18 protein-coding genes are annotated in these 19,002 nt (G+C 70.9%); 8 read left to right on the forward strand and 10 right to left on the reverse strand.

Features of this window, described 5'->3' with window-relative positions:
- Positions 1-26: 26 nt before the first annotated feature.
- Positions 27-437, forward strand: a complete 411-nt coding sequence (locus FS641_RS16675) for a hypothetical protein (protein ID WP_144765859.1) — start codon at positions 27-29, stop codon at positions 435-437.
- Positions 438-471: 34 nt separating this feature from the next.
- Here the strand turns inward: FS641_RS16675 and FS641_RS16680 are convergent, their stop codons facing one another.
- Positions 472-1,347, reverse strand: coding sequence for a hypothetical protein (locus FS641_RS16680; protein WP_144765862.1), 876 nt, complete (start codon positions 1,345-1,347; stop codon positions 472-474).
- Positions 1,348-1,528: 181 nt separating this feature from the next.
- Between FS641_RS16680 and FS641_RS16685 the strand changes: the two genes are divergently transcribed.
- Entirely contained in the window at positions 1,529-2,158 is a 630-nt protein-coding gene (locus tag FS641_RS16685; protein WP_186317814.1) for a TetR/AcrR family transcriptional regulator, read from the forward strand.
- On the opposite strand, the gene FS641_RS16690 is transcribed toward FS641_RS16685, so the two are convergent.
- Positions 2,159-3,334, reverse strand: a complete 1,176-nt coding sequence (locus FS641_RS16690; RefSeq protein ID WP_144765866.1) for an alpha-hydroxy-acid oxidizing protein — start codon at positions 3,332-3,334, stop codon at positions 2,159-2,161.
- 106 nt (positions 3,335-3,440) lie between these two features.
- Here FS641_RS16690 and FS641_RS18205 point away from each other — a divergent pair, with 106 nt between their 5' ends.
- From FS641_RS18205 to FS641_RS16700, 3 genes are all read left to right on the forward strand, one after another.
- Positions 3,441-3,581: a hypothetical protein gene (locus FS641_RS18205; protein ID WP_186317815.1), complete on the forward strand. Its 141-nt coding sequence runs from the start codon at positions 3,441-3,443 to the stop codon at positions 3,579-3,581.
- A 43-nt stretch (positions 3,582-3,624) separates the two neighbouring features.
- On the forward strand, positions 3,625-4,026 hold the full coding sequence (locus tag FS641_RS16695) for a hypothetical protein (protein ID WP_144765869.1): 402 nt from the start codon (positions 3,625-3,627) through the stop codon (positions 4,024-4,026).
- An 82-nt stretch (positions 4,027-4,108) separates the two neighbouring features.
- Positions 4,109-5,263, forward strand: coding sequence for an MFS transporter (locus tag FS641_RS16700; RefSeq protein ID WP_186317816.1), 1,155 nt, complete (start codon positions 4,109-4,111; stop codon positions 5,261-5,263).
- A gap of 31 nt (positions 5,264-5,294) precedes the next feature.
- Here FS641_RS16700 and FS641_RS16705 read toward each other — a convergent pair whose 3' ends face one another.
- Together FS641_RS16705 and FS641_RS16710 are read right to left on the reverse strand one after the other, a co-directional pair.
- A complete protein-coding gene (locus FS641_RS16705; protein ID WP_222122122.1) occupies positions 5,295-5,786 on the reverse strand; it encodes a GNAT family N-acetyltransferase in 492 nt (163 codons plus the stop codon).
- Positions 5,787-5,884: 98 nt separating this feature from the next.
- Positions 5,885-8,776, reverse strand: a complete 2,892-nt coding sequence (locus FS641_RS16710) for a fibronectin type III domain-containing protein (protein ID WP_144765873.1) — start codon at positions 8,774-8,776, stop codon at positions 5,885-5,887.
- A gap of 197 nt (positions 8,777-8,973) precedes the next feature.
- On the opposite strand from FS641_RS16710, the gene FS641_RS16715 reads away from it, so the two are divergent.
- Positions 8,974-10,065 carry a GntR family transcriptional regulator gene (locus FS641_RS16715; RefSeq protein ID WP_186317817.1) on the forward strand — a complete coding sequence of 364 codons (1,092 nt, stop codon included), beginning with the start codon at positions 8,974-8,976 and terminating at the stop codon, positions 10,063-10,065.
- On the opposite strand, the gene FS641_RS16720 is transcribed toward FS641_RS16715, so the two are convergent.
- From FS641_RS16720 to FS641_RS16740, 5 genes are all read right to left on the reverse strand, one after another.
- Positions 10,062-11,117, reverse strand: a complete 1,056-nt coding sequence (locus FS641_RS16720) for a glycoside hydrolase family 76 protein (protein ID WP_144765877.1) — start codon at positions 11,115-11,117, stop codon at positions 10,062-10,064. The two genes, FS641_RS16715 and FS641_RS16720, sit on opposite strands and share 4 nt — an antisense overlap.
- A complete protein-coding gene (locus FS641_RS16725) occupies positions 11,114-12,370 on the reverse strand; it encodes an ABC transporter substrate-binding protein (RefSeq protein WP_144765879.1) in 1,257 nt (418 codons plus the stop codon). Before FS641_RS16725 ends, FS641_RS16720 begins: the two co-directional genes overlap by 4 nt.
- A 64-nt stretch (positions 12,371-12,434) precedes the next feature.
- Positions 12,435-13,256: a carbohydrate ABC transporter permease gene (locus FS641_RS16730; protein ID WP_260855897.1), complete on the reverse strand. Its 822-nt coding sequence runs from the start codon at positions 13,254-13,256 to the stop codon at positions 12,435-12,437.
- Positions 13,257-13,365: 109 nt separating this feature from the next.
- Positions 13,366-14,367 (reverse strand): carbohydrate ABC transporter permease, encoded by a 1,002-nt coding sequence (locus FS641_RS16735; protein WP_260855898.1) that lies wholly within the window; start codon positions 14,365-14,367, stop codon positions 13,366-13,368.
- A complete protein-coding gene (locus FS641_RS16740; RefSeq protein WP_260855899.1) occupies positions 14,364-15,683 on the reverse strand; it encodes a glycoside hydrolase family 125 protein in 1,320 nt (439 codons plus the stop codon). Before FS641_RS16740 ends, FS641_RS16735 begins: the two co-directional genes overlap by 4 nt.
- 127 nt (positions 15,684-15,810) lie before the next feature.
- On the opposite strand from FS641_RS16740, the gene FS641_RS16745 reads away from it, so the two are divergent.
- Positions 15,811-17,355, forward strand: a complete 1,545-nt coding sequence (locus FS641_RS16745) for a glycoside hydrolase family 76 protein (protein WP_144765885.1) — start codon at positions 15,811-15,813, stop codon at positions 17,353-17,355.
- Between the two features lie 77 nt (positions 17,356-17,432).
- On the opposite strand, the gene FS641_RS16750 is transcribed toward FS641_RS16745, so the two are convergent.
- Positions 17,433-18,209, reverse strand: a complete 777-nt coding sequence (locus FS641_RS16750; protein WP_144765887.1) for a hypothetical protein — start codon at positions 18,207-18,209, stop codon at positions 17,433-17,435.
- 134 nt (positions 18,210-18,343) lie between these two features.
- Between FS641_RS16750 and FS641_RS16755 the strand changes: the two genes are divergently transcribed.
- Positions 18,344-18,919: a VanZ family protein gene (locus FS641_RS16755; RefSeq protein ID WP_144765889.1), complete on the forward strand. Its 576-nt coding sequence runs from the start codon at positions 18,344-18,346 to the stop codon at positions 18,917-18,919.
- Positions 18,920-19,002: the final 83 nt, after the last annotated feature.

A 19,002-nucleotide genomic window follows, 5' to 3' on the forward strand; every position in this document is an offset into this window, starting at 1 on the left:
GTCCAGGCACTCCGTACACTTCGTCCATGGCGAAGCGAGGAGCACGCACCACGCAGCGTGCAGCGGATCCGGTGCAGCGCCCGGTGACCACCGGCAGGTACGCGGTCCGTCCGGGCACCTTCAACCTCGCCGGCGAGCTGTTCACGCCGTCCGGCGTCCGACTGTCTCGGGCCGACGCCGACGTGACGGCCGAGCGGGCGGCCGCAGCCGTCCGCAACGGTGCGGCGGTCGTCTTCGAGAGCTGTGGCTGCGGCGGAGGCGGCCCCTGCCGACCCCGCTGGCTGGAGGCACCGGCGTCGCTGGCGGTCGCGAAGCGGTCCGAGCCGCGCATGGTCGTGGACGGCACGACACCGACCTGGATCGACGTCTGGGAGGTCGACGGATCGACCGCCGTCTTCCTCCACGGCGACGTCGAGTGGGGCTCGTTGCTCGACTGAGACGGAAGGCGGTGACTCCGGACGTCGGCGCGGATCAGTCCTGCAACGCGGCGAGCGCCGGGTGCGCCCGCAGCGCGTCGTGCCCGTGCGTGAGCATCACGGCGAGGGTGGCCAGCGCCGGCGCCATCGGGCCGGTGAGGGACATCGGCGAGGTCTGGCCACCGAACTCGAGCACGACGGTGAAGTGCTCCGGGTCCGGGTAGATCGCCGTGACCGAGGCGAAGTCGAAGCTCAACCACCCCCGGCCGGCGACGTTGCACGCGATCCGCTGGTTGCTGACGACCACCTCGACCTGCTGGTGCTCGCGCCACTGCGTGGCCGCCGTCGCCTGCGCGCGGGACCGGCTGATGGAGTTGCCGATCGCGTTCCCGATGAGCGCGCCCGCCACCCAGGCCGGACGGCCGAACGCCACCACGCTCGACTGCCCGTAGACCACGTCGGTGCCGTAGTACCGCGCGTACCCGAGGCCGCCGGAGAGGAAGAACCGTTCCCCGGCCCACGGCACGACCGACCACACCGGGATCTCAGGTGGCAGTTCCCGTCGCATCAGCGCCCCCTTGAGCGCCGACGCGTGCTGCCATGCGCGGGCGTACGCGTCCTCGTGCTGCTGGAGCGCCACCTCGTGCTTCGTGAGGTGGCCGTGTGCGCGGCGCCACCGCCGGAACGCCCGGTACCCCTTCCGGAGGGCGATGATCCCGAACACGACCGGCGAGGCGAAGGCGGCGAGGAAGGACACCAGCGCGAGGAGCGACCAGCCGACGTTGCCCGTCCGTTCGCCCAGACCGTTCAGCCATGCCCCGAGGAGCACGAAGACCACGTACCCGACCGGTGCGAGCACCGCTGGCACCACCCAGGCTCGGTGACGCCGCCACCACGTCGACTGCTGACCGGACCGATCACGCTCGGACATCCGTTCCCCCCTCGTTCGCTGTGCTCCAGCTTCCCAGCCACCATCATCCGTGCTGGTCACCCCTCGCCGCCACGCTGCCGATGACGAGAGGTGTGGTGCGATGCGAGCTGCCTGGTACGACGAACAGGGTCCGGCGGGAGACGTCCTGCAAGAGTCAACAACGAGTTCCACGGAGGTCCCGATGCCACGACCACGGATGTTCGACGAGGCCGAGGTCGTCGACCGCGCACGCAGGACCTTCGCCGAGTCCGGGTTCGCCGGGACGTCACTCGACGACCTGCTGGCATCGACCGGGCTCGCACGGCAGAGCCTCTACAACGCGTTCGGCGGCAAGAAGGAGCTCTTCATGCGCGCCTTCCTCAGCGACACGACCGAGGCCGTCGGCGCCGTCGAGTCGATCCGGCACGGGGCCGACGCCCCGATCGTGCGGATCCGGGCGCAGCTGGTCCGGACCGCCGTCGAGCACGGTGCAGCACAGGCGCCACCGTCGCTGTTCCTCCGGACCGCCGTGGAGCTGTTCAGCAGCGACGCAGAGGTCGCCGCCACCGTCGCCGCCACGTTCGACTCGATCCGCGCGCACTACGCGGCATGCATCGTCGAGGCGCAGCAGGCTGGCGAGATCGACGCCGACGCCGACGCCGACGCGCTCGGGACCTACTTCTGTGCGGTGATCGAGGGCATGACGACGCTGGGCGGCGCCGGGGTCTCCCGCGCGACGCTCCTGCAGATCGGGCTCACGAGCCTGGCCGCTGTCCCGGTGACGGAACTCGGCCGCGAACACCTCGGTACGGACGAGGGCGACTGGTCCTGATCAGACCGCGGGCGGCAGGTCGACCACCCGGACGTCGGCGGACCGCAGCGAGGCGACGTCCGGGAAGCCGTCGACCGCCATCAGCAGGTCGGCCTCGGCGAGGAACGAACGGATGACCTGCTCGACGCCCGCGGCGCCGCCGAGGGCGAGTCCGTGCACGTAGGGCCGTCCGATGCCCACGGCCGTGGCGCCCATCGCGAGCGCCGTCACGACGTCTGTGCCCGAGCGGACGCCGGAGTCGAAGAGCACCGGCGTCCCGGTGCCGACCGCGGCGACGACCTCCGGGAGCAGATCGAGCGCCGGCACCCCGCTGTTCGCCTGCCGTCCGCCGTGGTTGGAGACGTAGACCCCGTCCATCCCGGCGTCGACCGCCCGGCGGGCGTCGTCGGCGGCACAGATGCCCTTGAGCACGATGGGCAGGTCGGTCAGGCTCCGGAGCCACGTCAGGTCCGCCCATGTGAGCGGGTTGCCGAAGATGCGGGCCCAGTACTCGACGACCGATCGCGGGTCCGACGCGGCGTCCGGCACCGCAGCCCGGAACACCGGGTCGCTCAGGTAGTTGGCCAGCGCCGCGCCCCGTAGCTGGGGGAAGTTCGCCGTCTGCAGGTCACGTGGGCGCCATCCGGTCACCCAGGTGTCGAGAGTCACGACCAGGGCACCGAAGCCGGCCCGCTCGGCGCGCTCCACCAGGCTGGCGGCGAGCTCCCGGTCCGTGGGCGTGTAGAGCTGGAAGAAGCCCGGGGTCTCCCCCTGCGCCTCGCGGACCGCTTCGAGCGGGTCCTCGGAGAGCGTCGACGCCATCATCGGGACCCCCGTGCGTGCGCTGGCGCGAGCTGTCGCCAGGTCTCCGTGCCCGTCCTGCGCCACGATGCCGAGCACCCCGACCGGCGCGAGGAACACCGGCGACGCAAGGTGCGTCCCGAACAGGTCGACACCGAGGTCCCGCTCCGCCGCGCCGACGAGCATCCGCGGGACGATGCCACGACGGGCGAAGGACGCCACGTTCGCGCGCTGCGTCCGCTCGTCGCCGGCACCGCCGGCGACGTAGGACCACACCGACGCCGGCATCGCAGCCTCGGCGGCGGACTCGAGCGCGGCAGCCGTCAGCGGCCACGGCGGCACGGTGCCCTGCAGCCCACGGAAGTAGATCTCGTTCTGGAAGTCCCCGAAGCGCATCGCCCCATCCTGCCGCGTGCCACCTCGACGGGTGCGACCGGGGTGGCCGAGACACGGAGGCACGTCGCCGAGCCCGTCCGATCATGACCTGGGTAGCGTCGGCGGCATGGACATGCCGTCGATGATCATGGGGGCTGCGATCGCATCGGTCGCATGGGTCGCGTGCTGGCCCTGGACGAAGCTCAGGAAGCTGCAGGCGCTCGAAGCGGAACGCACCGGGCCGGACACCGCGGGGTCTCCGCAGTAGCAGCGGCCCTCGCCTGACGAGGCGGCTCTGGCATGCTGATCCGATGAAGCTCGAGCCGGCCGACGAGGACGTGATCCGGCTCGACGTCCACGTGCCGGAGGCACCGATCTGGTACGGCGGGGCGCTCGAGTGGGAGGACACCCGGTTGTCGGACGATCTCCGACGCCTGGTCGAGGAGTACGCGCGGCACCCCGAGCGGGTGATGACGGGCGAGCGAGCAGCGGAACGACTCGCGCTCGAGGTCGGCTCCCCCTTCGTCGTCGACCTGATCAACGCGAACGGGCGACGCCGGCGCCGGTTCGCGAGCAGCGAGGTCGGGACCAACGAGGACTCTGCGCGGGCCTTCCGACAGATGCGCGCCGAGGAACTGGCCCTGCCGGAGGAGGCCGCCGAGTTCCGCCGTGCACACCCGGACGCCGACTGGTACATCGGACCGCACCACTGATCGGTACCGGTGTCCGATCAGACCGGGCGCGTACGCGGTACCGTCGGATGCTCACGAGGGGGTGCGTGTGCGAGCACGGGGGATGCTGGTCTACTCGCTCGCTGCGTGTCTGCTGCGGGGAGCGGACGCCGCCGCGATCATCGGCATCGTGCTCGCGGCCCGGGGAGTCGGCACCGGCGATGTGACCGGCGTCCTGGCCGCGTGCATCACGCTGCCCCACCTCGCCGGGCCGATCGCTGCGCAACTCCTCGACCGTGCCCGGAGGAAGAAGCTCGTCCTCGCGGGCGCGGGCGTCGTGTACGCCGTCGCGTTGGGTGGCGCGGTCCTCCTCCTGCCGATCAGCGTCGTGGCCGCAGCGGGTGGACTCCTCGTCGCGGGCTTCGCCGGCCCGCTCCTGACCGGCGGCCTCAGCAGCCAGCTGGCGGCGATCGTCGGTCCCACCGAACGGACCCGGCGCCGGGCTCAGGGGGTGGACGCGTTCACGTACGGCGTCGCCGCGACCGTCGGACCGGCGGTCGTCGCCGTCATCGCCTCGACCAGCACGCCGACCACGGCCGTCCTCATCGCCGCGGTCGCAGCTGGCGTCGGGGCGATCGTCGTCCTGCTGCTCCCGAACGTCGAGCCGGACACCTCTCGGAGTGCGCCGACGGCGGTCCGGCTCCGCGCGGCCCTCGGGATGCTCGTCCGTCTGCCGGGTCTCCGACGGACCACGATCGCAACGGCGGTGACGGCCGTCCCCCTCGGTGCGGTCCCACTCCTCGCTGTGGCGACGGTCGATTCGCTCGGTGCCGCCGAGGCGTCTTCAGCTGTTCTCACCTCGGCGTACGGCGCTGGGAACCTCGTCGTGTCGGCGGTGCTGATCGCCGTGCCGCTCCGCGGTACTGCGGACCGGCTCGTCCGGTTCGGTGTCGTCGTGGTCGCGGTCGGCTTCGCGCTCGGGCTGCTGGTCTCGTCCGTGCCGGTGGGAGCGGTGGTGTTCGCACTGCTCGGCGTCGCGACCGGCGTGCTGTTCACCGCGAGTCTCGCGGCTCGTGCGGCCTTCTCACCGGCCGGCGCAGAAGCGCAGGTGTTCGTGAGCATGGCGGGGATCAAGGTCGCGTCCTCGTCGGTCGGCACGGCCGTCGCCGGCGCGCTGATCCCACTCGGCGGCGCAGTCATGTTCGCGATCGCCGCCACACTCACACTGCTCACATTGCTCACGGTCATCGTCGACCGGCGTCCGCAGACGACGCGATGAGGAACGCTGTCCGACGGCGCGGACCTCGGGTTCAGCGGTCCCCGGCCGAGGCGACGAGCGTCTTGCAGTACCAGCGGTCGGAGTAGGGCTCGTCGTTGAAGGGTTCGACGCGTTCGAACCCCGACCGTTCGTAGAGGGAGCACGCCTCGGCGAGCGCCGCCCGGGTGTCGAGCCGGAGCGTGCCGATCGACCGCGCTCGGCAGGCCCCCTCGACCTCGCACAGCAGGCGGGAGCCGACACCACGGCCCCGGTGAGCGGGCAGGGTGAAGACCTTCGTGAGCTCCGCGACGCCGTCGACGAAGCGGACCCCGGCGCAGCCGACGGGTTCGTCGCCGTCGACAGCGACGAAGAGCACACCGGAGGTGCCCTGCAGGTCGTCGTACGGCTCGTCGCGGAGGGCGCGGTCGACCTCCCCGGCGGTGGCCGGTCGGCCGTACCAGCGTGAGGCGACGTCGACCATGTACGCGCGCACGATCCGGTCGGCGAGCGGATCGTGCGGGTTGGCGGAGGCGATCGTGACCACGACTCGAAGCGTAGGTGACCGGTGCACGGCGGCGGGACGACAGACGGGAGGCTGTGCTCGCGTGGTGAGCACAGCCTCCCGTCCGTCAGGGGGTCAGGTCAGGACCGCTGGCGGCTCCGGCGGACACCCGTGCGCAGCCCGAACCCGAGGAGCACGGCGAGGAACGCCGCGATGGCCGTCGGGCCGGCGCCCTCGGCACCGGTGTAGGCGAGGGTGCCCGAGGTCTGCGCCGTCGTGGTGTCGGCACCCGTCGCAGCAGCGGGGGCGACGGCTGCCGTCGGGCTGACCTCGACCGTCACCGACGCACTGACCGTCCCGACGTGCGCCGTGATCACGTGCGGCGACGCGTGGTGGAACGTGACCGTGTCACCGCGGACCTCGTCCGACGCCATGCTGCTCGTCAGCGCGACGTCACCCGGCGTCGCGAGCGCGTTGCCCCATGCGTCGAACCCGGTCGCCGTGACCCGGATGGTCGACCCCTGCTTCGCCGTGACCGCGCCGTTCGCCGTGCCCGTACCAGCGGTGGTGAGCGTGAGCGTGTCGAGCGCTCCCGGCACGACGTTGATCGTGACGGTCGTGACCGCCGGGATGCCGATCCCGTTGACCGCCGTGAACCGGATGACCGAGTGGCCGGCCTTCGTCGCGGTGCCGGTGAGGTCGCCAGTCGCCGGGTCGAACCGCAGACCCGCCGGCAGCGCGCCGTCGATGGCGACGGTCGGTGCCGGGGAGCCGGCGACGTCGACGTGGTACCGGAACGGCTTGCCGGCGACGGCGGTCGTCGGCACCGCGCTGTCCGGCGTCACCGACGCGGGGACGCCCGCGACCGGCGCCGTTCCGGCGGAGGTGACGATGAGCGGGTTCCAGCCGGGGAGGGTGCCGGTGACCTCGACGGTGACGACGTGGTCGATGTCCGCCTCCACCGGCGTGTACGTCACCTCCGTCGCCCCGTCGATCGCGGAGCCGTCACGGAGCCACCGGTAGGAGAGCTCGGTGCCGTCGACCCAGCCGGTGCTGTCGGCGGTGAGTCCGGTACCGACCTGCGCCGGGCCGGTGCCGTCGATCGCGACGGTGCCGTGCTGCGTCCCGACGACCACTGCGGTCCCGGTGGCGGCGACGGCGGTGCGGTCGGTGTAGCCGGCGAGCCGTCCGGTGACCGTGATGCCGATCACGGCGTCCAGGTCGTCGGCGGTCGGCGTGTACGTGGCGCCGGTCGCACCGTCGATGGCGGCGCCGTTCCGGGTCCACTGGCGGTCGAAGGTGGTGCCCGCCAGCCACCCGCTGTCCGTCGCGGTGAGTGCGCTGCCGACCGTCGGGGTGCCGTCGATGCCGACGGTGCCGGTCGGTGTGCCCTCGGCGACGACCACCGGGGTGCTCGCCACGGAGGAGGTGTCGTAGCCCTCGGCGGTCCCCGTCGCGAGGACGTGCAGCGCGTGCCCGGCCTGTGCGGCGGTCGGTGTGTAGGTGCTGGAGGTCGCGCCGGGGATCGCCTGCTCGCCGTCGTACCACTGGTACGTGACGGTGGCGCCGGAGGGCGACCATCCGGTCGTCGCCGCGGTGACGGGTTGGCCGACGGTTGCGCCGCTGGTCGTGACGGCGCCGGTCTGGGTGCCGTTCTCGGCGATCACGGTGGCCGACGTCGCCGTCGTCGCGGTGTACCCCGGCGAGGCGACCGAGGCGATCACGAAGAGACCGTGGCCGCCGACCGCGTCGCGGCCGGTGACGGTGTACTCGGCCGTGGTCGCGCCGGGGATCGGGACGTTCGTGCTGTCGCGGTACCACTGCCAGGTGACCGCGGAACCCGACGGTTCGACCGCGGGGAGCGATGCGGTGAGGAGCGTTCCGGCGCCGACTGCGGACCCGACCGGGGAGTCCTGACCACTGGCGATCCGGACGGCACCGGGGACGATCGTGCCGGCGGCGACGGCGCCGAGGTCGGCGGTCCGCGTGGCCGGACGACGCCCGTCGGCGTTCGCGGTCACGGTCACCTGAATGTCCTTGCCGAGGTCGTCGGGGGTCGGCGTGTACGAGGAGGAGTCGCTCACCGGCACGCCGGCGACGGTCCACTTCCACGACAGGGTCGGCGTCGGGGTCCAGCCGTCGGTCGTCGCGGTGACGGTCGCGCCGACGGCCGGTGCCGTGCTGGACACGGTCAGCGTGCCGCCGGCGACGTCCGCGATCGGGGTCGCGGTCGCCGTGGCGCTCCACAGCCCGGAGCCGTGATCGGTGGTCGCACGGACACGGAAGTCGTACGGCGTGCCGTTCGTCAGTCCGCTGACCGTCGCCGTGGTCGACGTGGTCGCCGTCGGGCTGCTCCACTCGCCGGAACCGCTCACGGCGTACTCCGTCTCGTACCCGGTGAGCGTTGTGTCGGCGGGCAGCGTCGGGGCACTCCAGGTCAGCTCCGCGGACCCGGCGCCCGCCGTGGCGGCGACGCCCGTGGGGGCCGGGATCGAGAGGACGTACTCCCGGTAGTTCAAGGAGGTGCTGCCGCGGTAGTCGTAGATGCGGTTGAGCATGCCCTCGCCCGGCGTGGCGACCCGCCCGGTGTAGACCGCGCTCGGCGGGAGCGCCAGGAAGTACGAGGAGCCGGCCGTCACCGTCGGCGGCGTCGCGAACTCGACCGTCTGCCATCCGCCCTGCAGCGAGATGGTGCCGCTGGCGAGCGGCGTGCTGTTCGGTCCGGCGCCGGCGTACACGAAGACCGTTCCGGACGTCGCGCCGTTCGTCCAGCTCGACGTGTTGTTCGGGTAGTAGTTGACGTCGGCACCGGTGAGCACCCCGCTGCGCCCGGCGATGAAGACCTGCCCGAACGTCCCGCTCCCGTTGATCGCTCCGCCATCGGAAGCGGCGGAACGGTCGACCGTGCCGGTTGCCGGTGCGGCGGAGGCGGCGGGTGCCGCGATGACGGAGAGCGCTGCGACGAGCGCGGCGGCGACTGCTGCCGCCGAGAAGCGGGCACGGCGATGACGCCGCGCGGAGCGTGAGGACACGGGGACCCTTCGGGTGGGCGCGACCGACGCGGTCGCAGGTCTGCTCACCGTAGCGAGGCGTCGCGATCCGGCGCTCCCACCCGAGCGAGGGTCAATGACACGTCACCGCCCGAGAACGACGCTCCTCCCGCGCTCGAGAACGACGCTCCTCCCGAGAACGCTGTTACCGTATGTGCAATAGACGGAATGAGGCGCGGATGCTGTACCAGTCGACGTACGACGACCTGCGCGATCGGATCCGCGCGGGCGAGTTCGCCGTCGGCGACCGTCTGCCGTCCGAAGCCGACCTGCTCGCGCACTACGAGATCAGTGCGATCACCCTGCGTCGGGCTCTCGACATGCTGCGGGAGGCCGGGTACGTGGAGCGCCGGCCTCGGGTGGGGACCACGGTGGTCAGCGTCGAACCGTCGATCCTGTCCGCGACCGACGCCCTCGAGATCGGCGTCGTCCTCACCAACTTCGACGACACGTTCGGCACGCGGATGCTCGAGGGCATGCTCGACGAGGCCGGCGCGGACGTCCACGTCATCCTCAAGCGGACGCACGGCGACCACGACGCCGAGGACTCGGCGATCCGGACCCTGGCACGTCGGGCACGAGGGCTGATCGTGCTGCCGAGCAGCTCGGAGTTCATCCCACCGGCGGTCCTCGAACTGCTCCCGACGGGGTTCCCGGTGGTGATCCTCGACCGCCGCTACGAGGGCATCCCCGTCTCGGACATCTCGACCGACAACATCGCCGCCGGTGCCCTCGCGACCGAGCACCTGTTCGGGCTCGGGCATCGGGCAGTGGCGCTGGTGACCTCGGACAGCCGTGTCACGTCGAACGACGACCGGCGCCGCGGATGGGTCGGCGCGCACGCGCGGAACGACAAGAAGCTCGACGACGGTCTCGCGTTCCACGGGATCGAGTCGACGCTGCCCGGCTCGACGGAGCGACCCGAGGACGACGTCGCACGCCTGGTGACCTTCGTCGAGGAGCACCCGGGGGCGACCGGGTTCGTCGCCGGCGAGTACAACATCGCGCTCCTGCTGCGGGACGCACTGGAGCAGGTGAGCAGGCGCGTCCCCGAGGACGTGTCGATCGTGTGCTTCGACCACCCGGACGCCACCTTCGACCGGCGGCTCTTCCGGTTCACGCACATCGCGCAGGACCAACCCGGGGTCGGCCGACGCGCCGTCGAGCAGCTCCTGCGCCAGGCGCGGGGCGAGGACGGGTCCCGGAAGATCCTCGTCCCCGCCCAGCTGGTCGACGGCGCCTCGACCGGCGCGGTGGCCTCGGCCGACTAGGGGTCGAGTCGCGCGCGGAGCTCCGTCGCCATCGCGGCGCTGAGCTGCGTCGAGTACGGCACCCGTTCGTCCGCCGCTCCACCCCAGGTGTTCGCTGCCGGCGCGTCGAGTGCAGCGGGCAGACCCGCCCACAGTGCGTCGGTGCTCGCCCGGACGAAGTCGGCGATCGTCGAACGACGGGCATCGGAGTCCGGCAGGCGCTCGAGCAGGAGCCCCGCGTAGCGGTACCAGACCCCCTTGAACAGCCCCTCGTCGCCGCCGTCGCCCTCCTGTCCGAACACGACACCGTCGGACAGCTGCGTGATGGCGGTGACGGCCGTCCGGGCGGCGACGTCGTCCAGCGCGGGGTCGCCGAGCGCGCTCGCGAGCTCCACCGCCGCACCGACGTAGAGGCCCTGGTTGTAGGTGAACCGCCACTGGGTGTCGATCCGGCCGTCGCCGGTGCGGTTGATGCCGTCCTCGACGAAACCGTCCTCGTCGTGCACGAGCGTCCGGGTGAGCCAGTCGAAGGACTGCCGGGCGAGGTCGAGGTACCGGGGCTCGCCGGTCCGGGCGTGGAGGCGGGCACCGAGGATGACGAGCGGCCCGTTCGCCGGGGTGTTCTTGTAGGCGAGCTGCTGCTTCCGCCAGGCGAGGCTCGCGCCACCGGCGTCGTTCCACCCGTGCTCGACGCAGTGGTCGAACAGCGCGACGGCGTCGTCGAGGTACCGCCGCTCCGCAGTGGCGTCGTGCAGCCGGAGGGTGGCGAGGGCGAACCAGAGCATGTCGTCGAAGTAGTCGTTGAAGAGCGACCCCGCGTTCCGCTCGACGATGTTGCGGTGCACCTGACGCGCCTGCTCCAGCCGCTCGGGGCTGCCGGTGCGCTCGTGTGCGTCGAGGCGCACGTCCATCAGGTGCGCCAACCACCAGTAGTTGAACGTGGTGTCGTCGCTGCCGTCGACCGGCCAGGAGTTGTGCAGGTACTGCGGCCACGGCGCCCCGTAGAGCTGCTCGATGCTGTCCTGGATCCGGTCTGCCCGGTCCGCCCAGGTGCGGGTGGTCGTGGTCGTCACTTGCGGTTCTCCTCGAGGATGCGGTCGCCCTGCTTCGCTGCCTGTGACAGCGCCTGCTCGGCGGTGAGCTGCCCGGACATGAACTTCTCCAGCGCGGGCGTGAGCGCCTTGCCCTCGACGTCGCTGTACCCGGCGACGTCGGGACGCACCGAGGCGTAGTCGAGGGTCTTCACGAACCCGGCGTACCGGGGGTCGTCGGTGAAGAACGGGTCGTTCGCGGACGACCGGTTCGCGGGGATCCAGCCGGAGATCTTGGCGAAGTCGACCCCGTTGGCAGCCTTCGTCGCCCACCACTTCTCGAACGCCCACGCGCCGTCGGCGTTCTTCGCGCCCGTCGGGATGGTGAGGCCGAAGCCGCCCATCACGGCGCCCTTGTCCCCGCCGGGACCGGTGACCGGTTCGGTGACGGCCCAGTCGAGCCCGTCCGCCTTGTCCAGGTTCGGGACGTCCCACGGACCGTCGTACTTCATCGCCGCCTGCCCGGCGGCGAACACGTCGTTGCTGTCACCGAAGCCGTTGGTGTACACGCCGTCGTCCATGAGCGACTTCCAGAAGTCGAGGACCTCGATGCCCTGGGAGCTGTCGAACGCGGTCTTCGTGCCGTCGGCGCTGAGGAGCTTCCCGCCCGCCTGCTGCAGCCACATCGAGAACAGGCCGGGGTCGTTGAGCATGAACCCGGACTGCTTGAGCTTGCCGCCCTCGTCGACGGTCAGCTTCTGCGCGTCGCTCTTCAGCTCGTCCCACGTCGTCGGCGGCGTCAGACCGGCCTTGTCGAACAGGTCCTTGTTGTAGACGAGCGACCGGTTGTCGACCAGGAGCGGCAGACCGTAGAGCTTGCCCCCTGACCGCATCTCCGACAGCGCCTGCGGGTAGAACTCCTTCGTGTCGATCTTGTCCGCCTTGACTCGGTCGTCGATCGACTGCAGTGCACCCTTCGGCGCGTAGAGCGAGGTCTGGTAGCGGTCCCAGAGCACCAGGTCGGGCACCTGGCCGCCCGCGATCGCGGTGAGGAGCTTCTGCTCGACGAGCTCCTGCGGGACGTACTTGACCGTGTACTGCTTCTGGGACTTGTTGAACGCGTCGGTCATGTGGTTGATCTGCTGCACCTGGTCGCCGGACCAGGAGCCCCACATGGTGACCTCCTGGCGACCACCGGAGCCGCTCGCGCCGGACGAGCCGGACGAGCAACCGGTGAGGACGAGGGCTGCGGCGGCGAGTGCTGCGGCAGCGCCGAGGAGACGTCGTGACTTCATCGTCATCGTGCTTTCTGCTGACCGGTGCCGTACCGGAACGACGGCACCGTGGGTGGGGGTTGGGTCACTTGGTGCCGGCGTGGGCGATGCCCTCGATGATCCAGCGCTGGGCGAGGATGAACACGACGAGGACGGGGACCATCGTGATGACGGTCCCGGCCATGAGCGGGCCGTAGTTGGTGGTGTAGTTGTTCACGAACCCGGCGAGCCCGACCTGGACGGTCATCATCTTCGGGTCGTTGAGCACGATGAGCGGCCAGAGGAAGTTGTTCCACCCGGCCTGGAAGCTCAGCAGACCCAGGACGGCCAGTCCGGCCTTGGTGAGCGGGAAGTAGATCGAGGTGAAGATCCGGAACTCGCCGGCGCCGTCGACGCGTGCTGCCTCACCGAGCTCGTCGGGCAGGGACTCGAAGAACTGCTTCATGAAGAAGACCGCGAACGCACCGGCGGCGCCGGGGACGATGACGGCCCAGTAGGTGTTGATCAGCCCGAGGCCGCCGTTGCCGCTGATGTCGTTGCCGCCGAGCAGCGGGAAGTGCCGCAGGACCAGGAACGTCGGGATCATCGTGACGATGCTCGGGACCATGAGCGAGGACAGGAACGTGATGAACACGGCCTGCCGCCCGGCGAACCGGAGCTTCGCGAGTGCGTACCCGGCGAGCGAGCCGAAGAACAGGTTCGCGACGGCCCCGCCGACGCCGAGGACCAGGGTGTTCACGAAGTACCGGCCGTACGGCACGGTGGTGACGGCGTCGACGTAGTTCTGGATGGTCGGGCTGTACGGGATCAGTGACAGGGAGTGCGCGAGGATCTCCCCCGCCGGCTTGAGGGAGGTCGCCAGCGTCCAGATCAGCGGCGCGACGGTGACGACGCTGACGAGGACCACGCCGACCCACCAGGCGATGGTCTTCGTCGGGTCGTGGCGGCTCGGCGGCGCAGCCGGTTGCGGTCGGGCGCGGCGTCGGCGGTGCCGACGGTGGTCGCGGTGGTCGTGGTCATCGTTCGGTGTCCCGGTTCGTGAGGCGGGCGTTGACGAGGGAGAACGCGAGGATGATCACGAACAGGATGAACGACAGCGCGGACGCGTAGCCCATCTGCAGTGATCCGAACCCGCGGTCGTAGATGTAGTAGACGGTCGTGACGGTGGAGTTCCCCGGGCCGCCCTTGGTGAGGACGTACGCCTGGTCGAACACCTGGAACGCGTTGATGATGAGCAGCGTCGACACCAGGAACGTCGTCCGGCGGATGCTCGGGAGCACGACGTACCGGAACACCTGCCATGCGTTGGCGCCGTCGAGTCGTGCGGCCTCGCGGAGGTCCGGTGAGACGCCCTGGAGCCCCCCGAGGAAGATCATCATGTTGCCGCCGAAGCCCGCCCAGACGCTCATCATGACGATGGCGGACATCGCCCAGTGCGAGTCGTACAGCCACGCCGGTCCATCGATCCCGAACCAGCCGAGCGCGGCGTTGAGGAGACCGTGCTGCGGGTTGAGGACCCAGTACCAGACGGTGGCCGTCGCCACGGTGGAGGACACGACCGGGATGTAGAACAGCGTCCGGAAGATGCGGACGGCCCGGCCGCTGCGGTTCAGCAGGAGCGCGGTCGCGAGGGCGATGACGAGCCCGAGCGGCACGTAGAGGACCGTGTAGAAGACGGTGTTGCGGAGCGCGATCCAGAAGAACGGGTCGCTGGCGATGCGCGTGTAGTTGTCGAACCCGACCCAGGTGAGCTTGCCGATCACGGCGTAGTCGCTGAGGCTGACCACGGCGGCGACGACGACGGGCAGTGCGGTGAACAGCAGGAACAGCGCACCGGGGAGGGCGAGGAACACCCAGGCGGCCCGGGTCTGCTGCTTGCGGGTGGCGCTGACGCCCTGACCGCGCTCGGGTGCGCGTCGCCGACGGCGCCGGCCTGGAGGCGCGACCTGCGTCTCGGGGGCGAGCAGGGCCTCCCGGCCGGTCACCGCCTGCTCCTCGGACGAGGTGACGATGCTCACCGGACACCTCCGTCAGCGGCCGCTGTCGCCGCGGCGACCGCGGGTCGCCGCATCCCGGCGAGGTCGAGGACGAACTCGCAGAACATCGCGTTCGCCCACGAGAACCACGGTCGGGTGTACGCGCTCGGGTCGTCCACGTCGAACGACTCGTGCATGAGGTTCGTTCCGGCGTGCGTCGCACAGAGCTGTCGGAGCAGCTCCTGCCGCTCGTCCTCCGAGGTCGCGGTCAGGCCCTGCACGGCGAGCGCGATGGGCCAGACGTTCCGGCCCGGCGTGTGCGGGCTGCCGATGCCGCTGCCGGCGCTCCCGGTGAACCACGAGGGGTTCGTCGGCGACAGCACGGCGGAGCGGGTGCGCAGGTAGAGCGGATCGTCGGCCGCGCACCACCCGAGGAGCGGGAGGGACAGCAGGCTCGGCACGTTGGCGTCGTCCACGACGAGCGAGCCGCCCAGCCCGTCGACCTCGTACGCCAGGACCCGCCCGTGCTCCGGGTGGTCGACGACGCCGTGCTCGCGGATGCCCCGGTCGAGCTCGACGGCGAGCCGCTCCGCGCGGTCGGCCAGGTGCTGGTCGTCGAGGACGGCCGTCGCGAGCTCGGCGACGAGCCGCAACGCGACGACCGCGAACGCGTTGCCGGGGACGTTGTACCCGAACACCGTGGCATCGTCACTCGGTCGGAACGCGCTCCACGTCAGGCCGGTCGGCACGGTCAGCGGTCCTCGACCAGCACGGACCAGGGTGTCCGACGGCAGGAGCGGGTCCGGCCGTTCGAACCGGTAGGCCGACCGTGCCTCGTGATCCTGTTCCGTCGTCCAGACGCGGATGGCGGCGTCCGCGACGGCACCGAACCGCTCGAGGTGGTCAGTCCGCCCGGTCCGTGCCCAGAGCGTGTGCGCCAGCTGGATCGGGTAGCAGAGCGAGTCGATCTCGTACTTGCGTTCCCACACCCCCGGGGTCATCGCCGTGCGGTCGTCCTGGTGCCCGGCGCCGTCGGCGGTGCGGTTGAAGGCGTTCGCGTACGGATCGGCGAGGACGGAGGCCTGCTGTCGTCGGGACACCGCGGCGACGGTGTCGGCGAGCGCCTCGTCGTCGGCCACGAAGTGCAGGTACGGCGTCAGCTGCGCGGACGAGTCGCGGAGCCACATCGCGGGGATGTCCCCGGTGACCATGAAGGCGGTGCCGTCCGGCTCGGTCGTGATCGTCGTGGCGAGCGTGTTCGCGAAGCAGTTCGCGAAGAGCTCCCCGACCGACGGGCCGAGGCGGTCCGTCACCTGTGTGGCGACCGTGTTGATGAGGTCGTCGTGTTGCTGAGCCACGCTGCTCCCTTGACTTCCGGTGATGATCCTCCAACTATATGGATTGATCGATTCCGCGCAAGAAGTAGTTTGAGTATACTTTTTGTGGTGCACAGGGCACGGGGATCGTCGGATCGAAGGGGATCCCATGCAGCACCGACTCCTCGGCCTGGTGACGGCCGGCGCACTCGCGAGCGCCGCACTCACCGGCGTCGCGCTCACCGTGACACCGGACCATGCCGCCGCGCTGACCACCACGCAGGCGACCGACGCGTACGACGCGTTCGTGGACACCTACTGGGACCCGGACGCCAAGTACTTCTTCACGTACAGCGACCATCGCGTGCACAGCGAGCACGCCGTCGGTCCCCAGGGCGGCCTGTACACCGACTACTGGTGGGAGGCCCAGAACTGGGAAGCGGTCATGGACCGCTACGAGCGCACCCACGACAGCGCGAGCCGGCAGATGATCGACGACGTCTTCGACGGCTGGCAGGCCGCCTACCCCGACTTCCGCACGAACGACTGGAACGACGACATGGGGTGGTGGGCCCGCGGCAGCATCCGCGCCTACGAACTCACCGGTGAGCAGCGGTTCCTCACCGAGGCCGAGGACGTCTTCCACTACATCGCCCAGTACGAGGACACCACCTACGGCGGCGGCATCTGGTGGAAGAACGTGGACGTCGGCGACGGCTCGAAGAACGAGAAGAACGTCGCGACGAACGGCACCGCGGTGTGGACAGCGCTCCGCCTCTACGCGGCGACCGGCGACACCAGCTACCGCGACACCGCCGAACGGATCTACGCCTGGCTGCACAGCGACTTCGACAACGGCGGCCACATCCGAGACCACGTGAGCGGCACCGGACAGTTCACCGACTTCGACTGGACCTACAACCAGGGCCAGTACGCCGGCGCAGCCCTGCAGATGTACCTCGCGACCCACGACACGCAGTACCTCACCCAGGCGACCACCGCGGCCGACTGGGCCGTCGCGAACCTCACCACGGCCGGGACCTTCGTCAACGAGGGCACGAGCGACACCGAGGGCTTCAAGGCCGTCCTGACCCGTGACCTCCGCGCGCTGGTCGACGACGCCGGGCAGACCCAGTACGAGCAGGTGCTCACCGCCAACGCATCCCAGGCGGCGAACCACGTGTCGCCCGAGGGCATCGGCGGCCCGGACTGGAACGCTCCGACGCCCTCGACCGCGACGACCCCGCAGCAGTCCCTCGGCGCGGCGGCGACCGTCGCCGTCGAACAGCAGGCGGTGCCCGACGGCTCGACCGCCGTGGTCGAGGGCGACGGCACCTACCAGGCGGAGAACGTCGATCACCCCGGCATCTCCACCGAGGCCTCGAACGCCGGCCACACCGGGCGCGGCTACCTCGCCGGGTGGAACACGGACGGCACGGCGGCCACCTTCCACACCAACGTGGCGACGGCCGGAACGCACACGGTGACCTTCCGCTACGCGGCAGCCGCCGGCACCGCCGTCCGCGCGGTGAGCGTCAACGGGTCGGCACCGGTCAACATCACCTTCCCCGCCACGTCGTCGTGGGCGACGTGGAGCACGGTCACCGTGGACCTACCGTTCACCTCGGGTTCCGATGCCCTGGTCGTTGCGGACACGACGAGCAGCGGGAGCGGCAACTTCCTGAACCTCGACGCCGCGACGATCACGCTCTAGTCGTCGAGGGGCGCAGGCCCACCGGACGGGAGGCTCGGTGCCAGCTGGCACCGAGCCTCCCGTCCGTCTGCCAGGGGTCAGTCGTCGAACGGGCGGAGGTCGCGGACGCGAGCGCGCTCGGTGCGCGCGGACGCGACGACCTGGTCGGCGTTGATGTTCCGCTCGTCCTGGAGAGCGAGCTCCGCATGGCGACGGTTCCACTCGTCGGAGTCCCTCGCGACGACCTCGAGCGCTTCCCGAGGCCGATCGACGCGGAACACCACCGCCCAACGCACCTCGACGGAGCGGTCGTGTGCGAGGCGGAGCAGCTGATCGTCGTCGGGCCAGCGCAGGCCGTTGGCCGCGGCACCAGCACGGACGTGCCGGATCGGATCGGTGACGAGACGCTCCATCTGCGCTCGCGAGATGCGGGGGTTGCTCGCACACCAGGCTCGGACCCGCGGTGACGCGTCGTCGAGGAGCGCGGCGAAGACCTCTGGGTCGTCAGTCGTCGCGCCGACCCGGCCGCGGGTCTCGTCGAAGTCGTCGGCGGCCAGCAACCGCTGCACCGGGAGCGCAAGCGACCGTCGGTCGTCCCGGGCGTACGTGTGCGCGAGGATCGCACGGACCCAGCGGTCCGGTGACCGAGCAGCGTCGTCGTGCAGCTGCGGGCGATCGGCAAGGCCCGTCGCGGCGGTCGCGCGCACGACGTCGACGAGATCGTGCAGGAGTCGCGCGAGCGTCCCGTCATCGGTCGCGGGGTTCTCCGCCACCGCTCGACGAACGGCCTCCTCCGGACGCTCGCCGAGCGTCCGGAGGAGCACGGGATCGCTCGTCTGCTCGGCCTGGAGGACGACGGCAGCGATGGTCGGCATGGGGTGATCATGACAGAGCGCTGTGACCCGGGGGCCATCCGGGGAGTCCACCCCTCGCCGCAGGCGGAACGTCCGACCCCCTACGATCGGACCGGTGCTCCTGCACCGCACCACGCAGTCACCGGAGGCAGTCAGTGAGGTCCGTCGAAGTCCCGATGCTGCCGATCGTGGTCCCGCTCGGGGTCGTGTTCTTCGCGGTGCTGCTGTGGGTGCTCCGCTCGCGCGGCCGGGTCACGCTCCCCCGGGTGAGCGTCGCCGCCGTCCTCGCGCTCTACGTCGGCGGCGTGCTCGCCAACACGGTCTTCCCGATCTTCATCCACCTCGGGACGTGGCCCGACCGTGGTCCACGGCCCCTGGCGCTCTGGCTGGTGCCGTTCGTCGACTACGGGATGGAGGACGCGCTCATCAACGTCGGCGTGTTCATCCCGCTCGGCGTCCTCGTCCCGCTGCTCACCGCGCGGCCGAGCTGGTGGCGGGTGCTGGCCGTCGTCGCCGGTGCGAGCCTCGCCATCGAGCTGGTGCAGATGGTGACCGCACAGTCCGCCTTCGGTGGACACATCGCCGACGTCAACGACTGGATGACGAACGTCCTCGGCGGCGTCATCGGCTACGGCCTGTTCGTGCTGGTCACGCGGTCGGGGGCGGCCGCCGTGTTCGTCGACCGGTTCCGATGGCCGACGCGCGAGCGGGTCGGCAGCCCGTCGGCCTGAGGACTGCCGACGCGCTCAGCTCGAGGCGGTCGGGTGCACCATGACCCGCATCGGCGTTCCGACGCGGAGCGCAGACGGACCGT

The organism is Curtobacterium sp. 9128 (genome assembly GCF_007673775.1).
Taxonomy (GTDB): domain Bacteria; phylum Actinomycetota; class Actinomycetes; order Actinomycetales; family Microbacteriaceae; genus Curtobacterium.